Below are 13,889 nucleotides of genomic sequence, written 5' to 3'. Positions count from 1 at the left end.
GGTCCGGGGAGCGCGGTGAGCGCGGAACGCGCCGGCGCGCCGGACGGCCCGGTGCCCCCGCGCCGGTGGTTCGGCCGGCGGGCCACGGCCCGCCCGGCGGTGGCCGTGGTGCCGGGGGCGGCCCCGGTCGCCGCGGTGGCTCCCATGGCCGCCGTGCCGTCCGTGGCCGCGCTGCCGGCGATGCCCGCGTCGGCGGCCGACCCCGCTCGCGCGGCGGCCCCGGCCGGCACCATGGTGGCGCCGGCCGGCACCGCGGTGGACACCGGACGCTCGGTGCTGCGCCGGCTCGGACCGCACTTCGTGATCGCGCCGGCCTCGGTCGGCGACGGCGAACTCTCCGCCGCGGCCGGCGCCCTGCGCCCGGTGCCGGACAGCCTGATCGTGATCGCGGCCGCCCCGGACGCCGCCCCGGTGCTGCGGGACGAGATGGCCACGCTCGGCCGGCTCGCCCGCGAGCGCGGCGCCGGCACCCTGATCCTGGCCGCCTCCGGGCTGGCCGCACTGGCCCCCAACGGCCGCCGGCCGGCCGAGAAGGTGGCGGACAAGGCCGGCGTCGCGGTGATCGCACCGGACGGCCTGGTCGCCATCCAGCCGGACGGCACCCTCAAGGTCACCGCGCCGAACGGCTCCTCCCAGCCCGCCTCCTGGTGGGTCTGCCGGCCCGGCGAGCGGCCGCGGCGGCTGCGCGAGACGGTGACCGCGACCACCCCGGCCGAGGCCCGGCCCGGACTGCCGGCGGTGGCGCCGGCCCGCCCGCTGATGCCCGCCTCGGTCGCGGTGACCAAGGTCGCGGCCGGATTCTGGCTCACCCACGTGACCGCCCCGCCGGACACCCCGCTGCCCGCGATCGACCTGCTCGCGGCCCCGCCCGGCACGGTGGTGCTGCTGGTCGGCACCCCCGCCCTGCCGGTGGTCGACCCGCTGGACTTCGCCGAGGCGGTCGCCGCGCTGCCGGTCGGCCGGGCCCAACTGCTGGTCAGCGCGCCCTGGGCGGACCCGGAGACGCTGACCGTGCTCACCGGCACCCTGGCCGCCCGGCTCGGGCGGCCGGTGCACGCCGCGATCGGCCTGCCGGTCGCCGGGCCGGCCGGCTGGACCAGCCGGGTGCTGGACCGCACCGGCGCCGCCACCTGGGAGCCGTACCTGCTCCGGCTGACCTCGACCAACCGCCACAACATCACCACCTCCGCCTGGCGGGACGGCGGGGCGCGCTGGGCCGCGGCCGGCCCCGGGATGTTCCAGGCGTTCCCGTTCTGGGCGCTGGAGACCGTGCCGGCCGGGCTCTGGCTGCGGCCGGAGCCGCCGTTCGCCTGGGCGCCGCGCTTCCTGCGGCCCGACCCGGCCCGCCCGCTGCTGATCGTCGGCGAGCAGTCCCGGCCGATCGCCCAGGAGGTCTGGGAGGAGCTCGGAGGCCTGCTCGACCGCTTCCCGCCGCCGGGCCCGCGCGGGTTCGGCCTGCTGCTGCACGGGCTGGTCGACCCGGCCTCGGAGTCGGTCGCCCGGTTCGTGGCGCGGATGCACGAGCTGGAGTGGCTCGGCTCGGTCGGCTCACCCGTACCCGCCCCCGGCTCGTACGCGGCGCCGTACCCGCTCGCGCACCCGGCGCCGCAGCCGATCGGGCACCCGGTACCGCAGCCGGCCGGGCTGCCCGCGGGGCCGTACCCCGGGCCGCAGGCCGGGCTGCACGCCGGACCGCAGGTCGGGCCGGCGCCGGTAGCGGTGCCGGGCATCGACCCGGAGCCCGGCCGGTACGCGCTGGACCCGGGCGCCGGCCTGCCGGGCCACCCCGCGGCACGGCCGGACCCGCTGCTCGACCCGCTGCCGGACCCGTTGTCGGATCCGCTGCTCGGCCCGTTGCCTCCCCCGCCGGCGCCGACCGGGCCCGACCCGGTCGAGGCGGGGCCGGCCGATCGCTTCCCCACCGTCGACACGGTCCCGCCACCGGCGCCGCACCCGTCCGCCGCCACCGCCCAGGAGCCCCCGCCCGCCCCGGAGCCGTACGCCGCACCCGACCTGTACGCGGTCCCCGACCCGTACGCCGTCCCGGAGCCCTACGCCGTCCCCGACCCCTACGCCGTGCCGGAGCCCTTCGCCGTTCCCGACCCCTACGCCGTGCCGGAACCCTTCGCCGTTCCCGATCCGGCCGCCGTGCCCGCGGGCGTCGGGGCACCCGGGCCGGTCGCCGGCGGCCGGGCCTTCGAGCCGCAGGACTTCGTCCCGGTCCCGACCGTGAGCGGCCCCGCGGACCGGGACGCCCTGCGGGCCCTGCTCGGCGACCAGTACCAGCGCTGCGCGAGCCGGGTCGAGCAGGCCGCCACCCGGCTGCCGGGCCTGCGGTCGAACGGGAAGGACGACATCAAGCCCGACCTGGTCGCGGTGCTGCTGCACCACACCGGCACCGACGCGCCGGCAGCCCGGCCAGAGCTGGTGGCCGCGGCACGCAGCGGCGCTCCCGGCCGGCTCGCCCCGTACCTCACCTGCCTCGGCTCCGGCCTGCGGCGGCTGCCCAGCCACCACGGCGCGGTGCTGCTCGGCGCCGACCTGGACGAGGAGGCGCTGGCCGCCTACCAGGTCGGCCGGCAGCTGCTGGAGCCGGCGCCGCTGGCCGGGCTGACCTCGCCTGCGGTCGCGCTCGGCACGGCGGTGGAGTTCGCCGTCTGGTCCACCACCGGCCGGCGCACGGCCGCGTTCGGCGCCACCGGCGAGGAGGCGCAGGTGGTGTTCGCGCCGGGGACCAGGTTCGTCGTGGTGGAGGTGCTCCCGGCCGAGGGCCTGGACCGGATCGCCCGGGTCCTGCTGCGCGAGACGGCCGCCGCGGCCGGGGCGGACTCCGCCGACCGCGACCGCAGCGCGCGCGAGCGGCTGCACACCTGGCTGGCCCGCCGGGACAAGGTGCCCACCGCCGAACGGCGGGCGGTGGAGCGGCCGGAGCGCTTCCGGCTCAGCCCGGGATTCGACCTGCCGCAGCGCGCCGACGCCGACGGGGCGTGAGCCCCGGGCCCGCCGGGGCCCGGCGCCGGACCGACCGGACCGACCGGGCGAACCGGGCCGATCGGGCGGTCAGCGGCCGCCGGTCGGCAGGATGAAGCGGGCCCAGCTCGGGGTGTCGATGCCGACCGCCCGGCAGTGCCCGACCACGCGCTCGGCGCTCACCCGCGCGTTGCGGACCGCCGTCGGCTCCAGTTCCAGCGCGGCGGCGAGCTGGCGCTCGGTCCAGCCGCGGTCCAGCAGCAGCAGGACGACACCGGGCCGCGCGGCGCGCACCGTCCTGGCCAGGTTCATCAGGTCGAGGTCGCCGCGCCGGGCGAGCCCCTCCCCCAGGTCCACCAGGTCACGGATCCGCTCGCCGAAGGTGCGGCGCTCGGCCGGGGTGAGACCGCCCCAGACCCCGGCCGCCTCCTCGTGCACCATCGCCCGGCGCAGGCACGCCTCGCGGACCGGGCAGCAGCGGCAGACCCGCTTGGCGGCCTCGTTGCGGGCGTCGGCGTCCTCGGTCCGACCGCCGAAGAACAGCTCGGGGTCGACGTGGCGGCAGGCGGCCGCCTCCAGCAGCTGGGTCCGGGCAGTGACCGGGCCGCGGTGAGCCGCCCCCGGCGCGGTCGCCGGAACACGGGAGATCGACTGTACCGACATCATCTGCCTCTCCGATCGGGGCTTCGCACGACGGAACCGTCCGCGCCCGGTAAGACGCACGCGGCGGGGGCCGCGGTTCAACCGGGGTTCAACCGCCGTCCTCGGGCCGGTCAGGGTTGAACGCCCGGATCGCCCGCGCACGTTCACCGGGAGGGGTGTCCGCCGCCCCGCCCCGCCCGTCCCCGGAGGAGCCCGATGCACCCGCCCGCCTCCCGCCCCCGGCGCCGCCGCGGCCGCAGCCGCCCGGCCGTGGCCACCGCGCTGACCGCGGCCGCCTTACTCGCCCTCGACGCCGCCGCGGGCCCCGCGACCGCCGCCGCACCGGCCGCGGACCGCCAGGCCCCCGCCACGTCCCGGCCGCACCGCACCACCCAGCCGCCCACCCCCACCACCCCTGCTCCCACCCCCACGGCATCGGCACCGGCACCAGCACCGGCACCGACCGGCGCGGCCTGGAGCGGCGGCTTCGCCGGGTACGGCAGCGAGACGTGGCGGCGCGCCTGGGGCGTGGCCGGGTCCGGTTCCTGGGGCGGTGGTGACCTCACCGAGGCCGCCGAGACCGGCGTCCGGGGCGGCGCCGCGCTGCGGGTGCGCTACGGCGCCCGTTCCTCGGCCCCGTCCTGCACCGACTGCGCCGACACCGGCGGCGGTCAGTTCTCCACCGACCTGCGCTCCCTCGGACTGGCCGACCTGGCCACCGGCCGGACGCTGGACCTCCGCTACCGGGTACGGTTCCCGGCCGGCCACGACTGGGGCAAGGCGGGCAAGCTGCCGGGCCTGTACGGCGGCCCGATCGGCGAGGCCTCCGGCGGCAACCACGGCGGCTGGTCCACCCGGTTCATGTGGCGCGGCAGGAACGGGGTGCCCGACAACGGCGAGGTGTACGTCTACACGCCGGCCGGCGAGGGGTACGGCGTCGACAGCGGGCTCGGCAGCTGGACCTGGCCGGCCGACGACCGGTGGCACACCGTCGAGCAGCTGGTCGACCGCACCACCGGCGACGTCACCGTCTGGTTCGACGGGCGGCAGGTGCACTCCGCCCCCGGCGTGGTCGCGGGCATCGGGTCGATCCCGTTCGGCGGGATCTTCTTCTCGACCTTCTACGGCGGCCACGAGGCCGCGTGGGGGCCGGCGTCCGTCCAGTACGCCTACTTCGCCGACTTCTCGCTGTCGGCCGGCGTCCAGCACTGACCGGCGCCCGGCACCGACCGGCGCCCCGCACCGACCGGCATCCGGCACCGACCGGCGTCCGGCCCGGCACCGACCCGTTCCCCGGGGCAGGGCACCGGAGTTGAACCCCACCTCCGCCACCGTCCGTTTCCCGTAACGGGGATGCCACCGGCATGTCCGACGAAGCAGCGGCGAAGACACACCCATGGAGTCCCAATGCGGTCGAAGCACGCCCGGTCGAACCGGTCCACCCCCCTGCGCATCGCCCTCGCGGTCGTGCTGGTGAGCACCGTCCCCGCCGCCGCGGCCTTCGCCAGACCGCACCGGACCACCCAGCCCACCCCCGGCGCCTCCACCAGCGCCTCCCCCGACACCGCGGCCACCGGCACCGGCCTGAACGACCCGCGGCTGAAGGAGATCGCCCAGCAGCTGGTCTCCAGCGCGGAGAACTCCTCGCTGGACTGGAAGGCGCAGGTCCCGTACATCGAGGACATCAAGGACGGCCGCGGCTACACCGGCGGCATCGTCGGCTTCTGCTCCGGCACCGGCGACATGTACGACATGCTCAAGCACTACCAGGAGCTCAACCCGGACAACGTGCTCGCCAAGTACCTCCCCGCGCTGAGCAAGCTGGACGGTTCCGCCTCGCACTCCGGGCTCGACCCGAACTTCGTCGGCGACTGGAAGAAGGCCGCCTCCGACCCGGCCTTCCAGAAGGCCCAGTCGGACGAGCGCGACCGGGTCTACTTCGGCCCCGCCGTGATGCAGGCCCAGGGCGACGGGCTGCGCGCGCTCGGCCAGTTCATCTACTACGACGCGATCGTGATGCACGGCCCGGGCGACGACTCGACCAGCTTCGGCGGCATCCGGGCGACCGCGATGAAGAAGGCGAAGACCCCGGCCCAGGGCGGCGACGAGAAGGCGTACCTGACCGCCTTCCTGGACGCCCGCCGGGCCGCGATGAAGACCGAGGCCGCGCACGAGGAGACCGACCGCGTCGACACCGAGCAGCTGGTCTTCCTCAAGGCCGGCAACCTCGACCTCCGGACCCCGCTGGTGTGGAAGGTCTACGGCGAGAGCTTCCACATCGACAAGTAGCCGCCCCGCCACCCGCCCCACCACCGCAGAGGGACCGCCATGCCCGATCCACGACCGCGCGACACCGCCTGCCACGAGCTGCTGCTCGCCCTGGCGGGCCGGATCCCCGACGCGCCGCTGCGATCGGCCCGGCTCGCCCTCGCCGACGGCGGGGTGCGCACCGCCACCGCCCTCGTCCTGGCCGAACTCGCCGGACGGGGACGGCCGGTGACGCCGGACGAGCTGGCCACGGCGGCCGCTCTGGTCGGCGCCGAACTCGCCCCGGACGACTTCCTCACGGTCGCGCTGCGCCCCGATCCGCTGCACGACTTCACCGAGTACGGCGACGGGGCGCAGCTCGCGGCGGACCTCCTCGACGAAGCCGTGCTGCTCACCGCGGAGACCTGCGCCGACCAGGTCACCGGCGTGTGGCGGTGCTGGCGCCGGGCCCTGTTCGCGGACGAGCCGGACCGCCGCGTCTACCTGGTGCAGGCCGAACACCCCGACGACGCCCCGCTGCTGGCCGGTACCTTCCACGAGGCGCTGACGGCGGTCGGCGACGACCGGGCGGGCGTCGAGGTGATCGCGATCGGCGCCGAGGCGACCGGGTACCAGCGGCTGGCCCTGGACCGCTCGCTGCTGCTGTGGGCGGCGGCGGCCACCGACGGGCCGGAGTTCGAGGTCGCCCGCGTCTTCGACCACGCCGACCCGGAGCTCGGCCCCGGCTTCCGCCCCGACCACCCGCTGCTCCCCGAGGGCCCCGACCGCGACCGGGTGCTCGCCCACCTGGCCGCCGGCCGCCCGCTGCTCAGCACCACCGCCCGGATGCCCGACCCGCTGGACCCGACGGCCGGCGAGGTGGTCCCGAGCGGCTTCCGCACCGACGGCCACTGGATCTGGACCGAGGCCGTCGGCTACTTCCTCACCCGCCACGGCCTGGCTCCCGACCCGGCCCTGCTCGCCCACATCCGCACCCACACCGCCCCGCCCCCGGACGACACCACCGTCACCCGCGCCCTCGACTTCCTGCTCCACCCCGAGGCGGCGTAGCCCGTACCCGCGCGGGTGGCCGGAGGAACGCTGGACGGGTACGGGTGCGTACCCGTACCCTCGGGCGTACACCGGAAGGAGCATCCGATGGCCGACGCCAACGTGCGCATCCCCGCCGAGGCCCGCGACCGCCTCGCCGAGGTCGCCGCCGCCGAGCACCTCTCGCTGCGCGCCTATCTGGCCCGCCTCGCCGAGACGGTCCTCACCCCCGCCGAGCGCGCCGAGCGGGCCGAGCAGGCCCGCCGGAAGCTCCAGGCGTGGAACGGGTACGACCCCTCCGCCACCCGGACCGAGGAGCTGGACGCCGAGCTCGACCGGCGCCTGGCCGAGGCGGACGGCCGGTGACCGAACTCCACGTGGTCCTGGACGAGACCGCGATGGTCGCCGCCGGCCGCGGCAACCCCCTCGCCTCCCGCCTCATCCACCGGGCCCACGCCGAGAACGGCTGGCACCTCTACGCCCCCGCCTGCGCGCTCGTGGAGGCCGACCGCGCGCGCCCCGGCACCGCCGAGCACCTCGCCGCGCTGCCCGCCGTCATCGTCCTCGAACTCGACCTCGCCGCCGCCCTGGCGGTCGCGGCAGGGACCACCTGGGGACGGGACCACTGCCGGTACGCGGCGACACCCACCCCCGAACGGCCGGACGGCGCCCTGATCGCCACCGTCGACCCGGGCCGCTGGAAGGACGAGCCGGTCCGGCTCATCGATCTCACTGCCTGACCGAGGGCGACTCCCGCCTACCCCCAGGAGCCCGCGGTGCCGGTGGTACCCGTGCTGCGGCCGGTCTCCGTGCCACGCGTCTCCGTGCTGCGGCGGGTGGGCGCCGGGATCGGGCCGAGGTCGGGGTCGGAGCTGGTGCGGGTGGTCGGGGCGGCGGCCGTGACGGGTGCGTCCTGGGGAGCGCGGCGGGGCGCCTCGGTGCCGAGCGCCTCCAGGCGGACCACGAAGTTGCGGACACTGGTGTCGTGCGGGTGCTGCGGCCACCGGACGTCCTTGGCGTGCACCACCCGGCTGCGCCGGCCGCCGTGCGAGGAGAGCGGTCCGGGCACCACCTTCACGTCCGGCCGCCAGCCGAGGCCCGGGTAGAGGTGCTCCAGGACCAGCTCCCAGGAGTCCTCCCGGACGTCGAGGAACTCCCCGACCCGGCCCGCCACCACCTGGCTGCCGTACGGCGTCCGCACCACCGCCCGCTGTTCGAAGTCGGCGTCCTTGCCGACCACGGTGATCCGCCACGGGCCGTCGAATCGCAGCATGGGTGTCCTCCTGGGCTTGCGGTCCGGGCGCACGACCGCGCCCGTCCAGGAGTACGGGCCGCCGGGTCGCGGCGGTTCGCCACGTCCCGACGGCCCGTCCGGGTCGTCCGCTCAGTTGCCGTGCCGGCCCTTGCGCCGGGCGGCGACCAGCACCCCGACGCCGACCAGCACCGCGCCGCCGCCGACGGCCGCGATCAGACCGCCGTTGCTGCCGCCGCCGGTCTCGGCCAGCTTCGGCTTGTCGGGCGTGGCGGACCCGCTCGGGGTCGGCGTGCCGGAGGTCGGCGTGGACGGCGAGGCGGCCGGGACGGACGCGCTGGGCGACGGGGTGCCGCTCGGCGGCGGGGTGGGCCTGCCGCTCGGCGGCACCGACGGGCTCGGCGGGGTGGACGGCGGGGTGCAGAGCGGCACGTCGGCGATCTTCTTGTCGACGTGGGTGTCCGCCAGCGTGTAGCGCCAGGTGTCGCCCTTGCCGGTGTAGCCGACGGTCAGCTTGACGGTGCCGTGGGCGTCCACGGTGCCGGTGTACTTCTCGTCGCTGCCCTGGCGGGCGAAGGTGTAGTCGCCCTTGGCCTTGTAGTTGTTGCCGAGCACGACCTGGACGTGGGTCTCGTCGGTCCGGCAGCCGACGGTCAGCGCGGCGTCGCTCGGGTGCCAGGCGAACGCGGTGCCGGAGCCCGCCGCGGCGAGCGCGGCGACCGCGCAGCCCACGACGACAGCGGATCGGACCTGCTTCATGTACGCATCTCCTTCAGGTCCCGGGAGGCGGGACGGAGTTCTCCGGGATTCGGTGGACCGGATTCGATGGACCAGCACGGGCCGCCGCCCCACCCCGGCCGGTCCTGCCGACCGGGCGCAGCGACACGTCAACCCGTCCTACGGCTGCGCCCGGTCGCCGGGTTCAGCCGCGGGGCCCGCCGGGGGCCGGCCGCACCGTGGCCTGCGTCACGCCGGTCGGCGCCGGTCCGCACCCTGCCGGTCGCCCCTGGTGGACGGTGCGACGGCGAACCTCCGGTGCCGCCCCGGGGTGCTTCCGGCACGCCCGCGAGCGCAGGTCAGGAGGGTCTCGGCCACCAAGGCACAAGTAATTCGTGATGATTGTGTGATGCTCAGTATGCAGGCTTGTTATTGAGGCGTTGATCCCTCTAATCTCCGGTTCAGTCCGCTGCTGCGGACTCCCGGTGACACGGCACGCCCAACCCTGCCCACCGCGTGACCGGGACGACCGAAAGACCCTGGGCAGGGGCGGGGGACCCAGGTTCTTTCGCCGATCCCCCTCGGCTTGGGGTGAAGCCGCGCAGCGCGCGGCCGGGCCACCTCCCGGTCCGAACCCGACAGCTCACCTCGCAGGCGTGCGGAGAGGGATATCTGATGGTCTTTTCGGGCTCCGGTCGTCACCGTCGTCCCACCCAGACCGATCGCGCCGTCGCGGCCGCCGGTGTGGCGGGGGTCGGGCTGGCCCTGCCGCTGCTGACCGCGACCGGGGCGCACGCCGCCACGCCGGACACCTGGCAGGCGGTCGCGCAGTGCGAGACGGGCGGGAACTGGACGGTCGACCCGGGCACCGGGCGCTACGGCGGCCTCGGGCTCACCCTGCGGACCTGGGTGGCGTACGGCGGCGACGAGTTCGCGGCGCAGCCCGACCACGCCACCCCGCAGGAGCAGATCACCGTCGCGGAGCGACTGCTCGCCGGGCACGGCCCGAGCCTGTGGCCCACCTGCGGCCCGGCCGCCGGCCTGCCGGCCGCGCAGACCCCGGCGCCCACCAGCACGCCCGAGCCCACGCCGGCCCCGAGCACCTCGGCACCGGTCCGCGGCGACGGCGGCGTGGTCCCGCAGTTCCCGCTGCCGTACCTGACCTCGCAGCCCTCCGTCCCGACCGAGGGCAACGGCACCACCGCCCCGGTCCCGCCGGCCGGCCAGGACCAGCCCGCCGGCCGGCCCGGCACCCAGCCGTCCGGCCAGCCGAGCACGCTGCCGGGCACGCCGACCGGCCAGCCCACCGGCGACCCGACGGCCACCACGCCGGTCACCACCCCGGACCCGACCGCGACCGTCCCCGGCACGCCGGTCAGCCCCTCGCCGTCCGGCACCCCGACCACCGGCGACCTGCCCGTGCCGGGCGCCACCGGCACCACCGCGCCGACCACCGGCCTGCCGGTCGACCCCGCCACCACCCCCGCCCCGACGACGGCCGCCACGCCCGACCCGGCCGCCACGACCCCGGTCGCCGCCACCACCCCGGCGCCCGCCACCACCTACACGGTGGCCCCCGGCGACACCCTCTCCACCATCTCCAACAGCCTGACCCTGGGCGGCTGGCAGCACCTGTACGACAACAACTCCCCGACGGTCGGCGGCAACCCGGACCTGATCCACCCCGGCCAGGTGCTCACCCTCCCCTGAGCCGTCCGGACTTCCGGGCGGGGCCGGCACCGGCCCCGCCCGGAAGCGTGACGGGCGGCCCTGGCAGACTGCCGCCGGCGGCCCGTACCGGACGATCAGCACCCGAGGTTCCATGCAGCACCTGCTCACCGGCTTCACGCCGATCTGGGTGCTCACCGCGGTCGGGTACCTGGTCGCCCGCACCGGGCTGCTCGGCCCGCAGGCGGAGGCGGTGCTCGGCCGGTTCGTCTTCCACGTGGCCATGCCCGCCGCGCTGTTCACGATGCTCGCCGGGGCCCGGCTGGACACCTTCGCCACCGGCGCGATGCTGGCCTTCGCCGCCGGCACGGTGCTCGCCACCGGACTGGGCGCGCTGGCCGCACGCCGGCTGTTCGACCGCCGGCCGGCCGACCAGGCGATCAGCGGCATGGCCGCCGGGTACGTCAACTCGGCCAACCTGGGCATCCCGGTGGCCCTCCAGGTGCTCGGTGACGCCTCGTTCGTCGCGCAGATCCTGCTGTTCCAGGTGCTGCTGGTCTCCCCGGTGATCCTCGCGCTGCTGGACGTGGGCACCGCGCGGGGCGCCCACGGCGGCCGGCTGCTCGCGCTGGCGATGCTGCCGCTGCGCAACCCGATCATCCTGGCCTCCGCCCTGGGCGCGCTGCTCTCCGCCGCCGGCTGGACCCTGCCCACCGCCCTCGCCCGCCCCGGCGAACTGCTCGGCGCGGCCGCCGTACCGACCGCCCTGGTCACGCTCGGCATGTCGCTGCACGGCCACCGCGACCCCACCACCGCCGGGCGCCGCGCGGAGGTCGGCGTCACGGTCCTGCTCAAGACCCTGGTCCAGCCCCTGGCCGCACTCGCCGTCGGCGTCCTGCTGCTCCACCTGCCCCGGCCGCAACTGCTCGCGGTGGTGCTCTGCTCCGCCCTGCCCACCGCCCAGAACGCCTTCGTCTACGCCCGCGAGTACGGCCTCAGCACCACCCTGGCCCGCGACTCGGTACTCACCTCCACCCTCGTCTCGATGGCCACCCTCTCCCTGGTCTACTGGACCCTCGGCCCGACCAACTGAGGACCCCGCGCAGGTGCCGGAGCCGGTCGCGACACCGCGGGGTCGTTGCCGGTCGAACGACGGTTGTCGGACGATGATCTGATCCCCCGTGCGAGGAACCGGGAGGATGCCGCCAAGGCGTTGGGAGTTGAAGCACCTGTGCTGTGGCCGAAAGCAGTCAGCGATGTCCTGAAGACCGGTCCGGACCGGGAGATCGTCCGCAGTTACCCGTACCGCTCGGCCTGTCCGTCGTCCGTGTGGGGCGAGCTGATCGCGGGCGCGAGGCGCGATCTGCTGTTCGCCGGATACACGAACTACTTCCTGTGGCTCGAACAGCCGAACCTGGTCGAGACACTCCGCCGCAAGGCAGCAGCGGGTTGCCGGGTCCGGTTCCTCCTGGGTGACCCGGACGGCGCTGTCACCCATCAGCGCGAGGCCGTCGAGGACGTGGCACTCACCGTCTCCACCCGCATCCGGATCACCCTGGAGCAGCTGAGGCGGCTCGCTCCCGTGGAGGGCCTGGAGGCCCGGTTCAGCACTCCCGAGGACGCGATGAACCACGTGGGTCTGTCCGTCTTCCGGTTCGACGACAACGCCCTGGTGACTCCGCACCTGGCGCGGCTGGTCGGACACGATTCCCCCCTCCTGCACCTGCGGGGCACGGGCGAAGGCGGGATGTGGTCCCGCTTCACCGACCACGCCGAGGAACTCTGGGAGCGTGGCACCCCGGCGCTCTGAACGACCTCCCGACCGTGATCGTGGGCGCAGGTCCACCCGACGGCCCATCCGGCTCGCCCTTGGGGCAGTCTTGACGTAAGCATGACATTGACGCACCATCATGCTGGCGCGCGCCGCAGTTCCTCCCCCGTTCCGTCCCCCTACGGACCCCCACTGGAGGACAGTCATGCGACTGCCCCGCCGAGGGATGCCCGCCGCGGCCACCGCCGTGCTGCTGGCTCTCGCCCTCGCATCCCCCCTCAGCCCCCAGGCCGCCGCCCGTCCGGCCGGCCCCGGCTCCGCCGCCGTCCCGGCCGACGGCGCCCGGCAGTACCTCGTCCAGGGCCCGGCCACCGTGGCCGAGCGCACCGCGATCGCCGCCACCGGCGCCTCGGTGGACGCGGTCCGCACCGACTCGGTGGTGGTCACCGCCGACCCGGCCGAGGCCGCCCGGCTGCGCGCGCTCGGCTGGGCGCCCACCCCGCTGCCCGGACCGCAGGACGGCACGCCGGACTCCGCGCAGCAGGCCCCGGGCGCGGTCACCGACTTCCCGTCCGCCGACTCCGGCTACCACACCTACGCCGAGGCGACCGCCGACATCGACGCCGTGGTCGCCGCCCACCCCGACATCATGAGCAAGCGGGTGATCGGCACCTCGTACGAGGGCCGGGCGATCGTCGCCGTCAAGATCAGCGACAACGTCGGCACCGACGAGAACGAGCCGGAGGTGCTGTTCACCGCCCACCAGCACGCCCGCGAGCACCTCACCGTCGAGATGGCGCTCTACCTGCTGCACGAGTTCGGCGACAAGTACGCCACCGACAGCCGGATCGCGGGCGCCGTCAACAGCCGCGAGATCTGGGTGGTGCCGGACCTCAACCCGGACGGCGGCGAGTACGACATCGCCACCGGCCGCTACCGCAGCTGGCGCAAGGACCGGCAGCCCAACTCCGGCACCAGCAGCGCCGGCACCGACCTGAACCGGAACTGGAACTTCAAGTGGGGCTGCTGCGGCGGCTCCTCCGGCTCCGCCTCCAGCGAGACCTACCGGGGCAGCGCCCCGGAGTCGGCCAAGGAGACCAAGGTGGTCGCCGACTTCGTGCGCAGCCGGGTGGTCGGCGGCAAGCAGCAGATCACCGCCGCGATCGACTTCCACACCTACAGCCAGCTGGTGCTGTGGCCGTTCGGCTGGACCACCGCCAACACCACCACCGGGATGACGGCCGACGAGTACAACACCTTCGCCACCCTGGGCCGCAGCATGGCCGGCACCAACGGCTACACCCCCGAGCAGTCCAGCGACCTGTACATCACCGACGGCGCCATCGACGACTGGCTGTGGGGCGCGCACCACGTCTTCGCGTACACCTTCGAGATGTACCCGGGCCCCAACGGCAGCAGCGGCTTCTACCCGCCCGACGAGGTGATCGGCCGCGAGACCAGCCGCAACCGCGAGGCGGTGCTGCGCCTGGTGGAGACCGCCGACTGCGTCTACCGGGTGATCGGCAAGCAGCAGCAGTACTGCGGCATCGCCACCTGACCGGGCACCCCCGC

At 75.8% G+C, this 13,889-nt stretch carries 13 protein-coding genes and 1 riboswitch; of the genes, 10 read left to right on the top strand and 3 right to left on the bottom strand.

Going from position 1 to position 13,889, the window contains the following annotated elements; translation table 11 throughout:
- Nucleotides 1–15 precede the first annotated feature (15 nt).
- A complete protein-coding gene (locus ABT014_RS14805) occupies nucleotides 16–2,991 on the top strand; it encodes a hypothetical protein (RefSeq protein ID WP_350639115.1) in 2,976 nt (991 codons plus the stop codon).
- A gap of 69 nt (nucleotides 2,992–3,060) precedes the next feature.
- Here ABT014_RS14805 and ABT014_RS14800 read toward each other — a convergent pair whose 3' ends face one another.
- Complete coding sequence (locus ABT014_RS14800; RefSeq protein WP_350639114.1) at nucleotides 3,061–3,636, bottom strand: WhiB family transcriptional regulator; 576 nt, start codon at nucleotides 3,634–3,636, stop codon at nucleotides 3,061–3,063.
- 192 nt (nucleotides 3,637–3,828) lie between these two features.
- On the opposite strand from ABT014_RS14800, the gene ABT014_RS14795 reads away from it, so the two are divergent.
- The 5 genes from ABT014_RS14795 to ABT014_RS14775 all read left to right on the top strand — a co-directional run bounded on the left by ABT014_RS14795 (nucleotide 3,829) and on the right by ABT014_RS14775 (nucleotide 7,649).
- On the top strand, nucleotides 3,829–4,824 hold the full coding sequence (locus ABT014_RS14795; RefSeq protein ID WP_350639113.1) for a polysaccharide lyase: 996 nt from the start codon (nucleotides 3,829–3,831) through the stop codon (nucleotides 4,822–4,824).
- 195 nt (nucleotides 4,825–5,019) lie between these two features.
- On the top strand, nucleotides 5,020–5,901 hold the full coding sequence (locus tag ABT014_RS14790) for a chitosanase (RefSeq protein ID WP_350639112.1): 882 nt from the start codon (nucleotides 5,020–5,022) through the stop codon (nucleotides 5,899–5,901).
- A gap of 39 nt (nucleotides 5,902–5,940) precedes the next feature.
- The gene (locus ABT014_RS14785) at nucleotides 5,941–6,930 is read left to right on the top strand and encodes a hypothetical protein (protein ID WP_350639111.1); all 990 of its coding nucleotides are present in this window, start codon (nucleotides 5,941–5,943) and stop codon (nucleotides 6,928–6,930) included.
- An 87-nt stretch (nucleotides 6,931–7,017) separates the two neighbouring features.
- Nucleotides 7,018–7,275, top strand: a complete 258-nt coding sequence (locus tag ABT014_RS14780; RefSeq protein WP_350639110.1) for a hypothetical protein — start codon at nucleotides 7,018–7,020, stop codon at nucleotides 7,273–7,275.
- A 32-nt stretch (nucleotides 7,276–7,307) separates the two neighbouring features.
- The gene (locus ABT014_RS14775) at nucleotides 7,308–7,649 is read left to right on the top strand and encodes a hypothetical protein (RefSeq protein WP_350639134.1); all 342 of its coding nucleotides are present in this window, start codon (nucleotides 7,308–7,310) and stop codon (nucleotides 7,647–7,649) included.
- Between the two features lie 17 nt (nucleotides 7,650–7,666).
- On the opposite strand, the gene ABT014_RS14770 is transcribed toward ABT014_RS14775, so the two are convergent.
- On the bottom strand, nucleotides 7,667–8,182 hold the full coding sequence (locus ABT014_RS14770) for a hypothetical protein (protein WP_350639109.1): 516 nt from the start codon (nucleotides 8,180–8,182) through the stop codon (nucleotides 7,667–7,669).
- A gap of 111 nt (nucleotides 8,183–8,293) precedes the next feature.
- Nucleotides 8,294–8,920 (bottom strand): LPXTG cell wall anchor domain-containing protein, encoded by a 627-nt coding sequence (locus ABT014_RS14765; RefSeq protein ID WP_350639108.1) that lies wholly within the window; start codon nucleotides 8,918–8,920, stop codon nucleotides 8,294–8,296.
- Nucleotides 8,921–9,395: 475 nt separating this feature from the next.
- Nucleotides 9,396–9,549, top strand: a riboswitch (cyclic di-AMP (ydaO/yuaA leader).
- A 4-nt stretch (nucleotides 9,550–9,553) separates the two neighbouring features.
- On the opposite strand from ABT014_RS14765, the gene ABT014_RS14760 reads away from it, so the two are divergent.
- From ABT014_RS14760 to ABT014_RS14745, 4 genes are all read left to right on the top strand, one after another.
- The gene (locus tag ABT014_RS14760) at nucleotides 9,554–10,588 is read left to right on the top strand and encodes a transglycosylase family protein (protein WP_350639107.1); all 1,035 of its coding nucleotides are present in this window, start codon (nucleotides 9,554–9,556) and stop codon (nucleotides 10,586–10,588) included.
- A 112-nt stretch (nucleotides 10,589–10,700) separates the two neighbouring features.
- Nucleotides 10,701–11,639: an AEC family transporter gene (locus ABT014_RS14755; protein WP_350639106.1), complete on the top strand. Its 939-nt coding sequence runs from the start codon at nucleotides 10,701–10,703 to the stop codon at nucleotides 11,637–11,639.
- A 138-nt stretch (nucleotides 11,640–11,777) separates the two neighbouring features.
- On the top strand, nucleotides 11,778–12,356 hold the full coding sequence (locus ABT014_RS14750) for an XRE family transcriptional regulator (protein WP_350639133.1): 579 nt from the start codon (nucleotides 11,778–11,780) through the stop codon (nucleotides 12,354–12,356).
- Nucleotides 12,357–12,522: 166 nt separating this feature from the next.
- Entirely contained in the window at nucleotides 12,523–13,875 is a 1,353-nt protein-coding gene (locus ABT014_RS14745; RefSeq protein WP_350639105.1) for a M14 family metallopeptidase, read from the top strand.
- Nucleotides 13,876–13,889 lie beyond the last annotated feature (14 nt).

The organism is Kitasatospora sp. NPDC094015 (genome assembly GCF_040304075.1).
Lineage (GTDB): Bacteria > Actinomycetota > Actinomycetes > Streptomycetales > Streptomycetaceae > Kitasatospora.
This window is presented reverse-complemented; position numbering and strand designations above follow the sequence as displayed.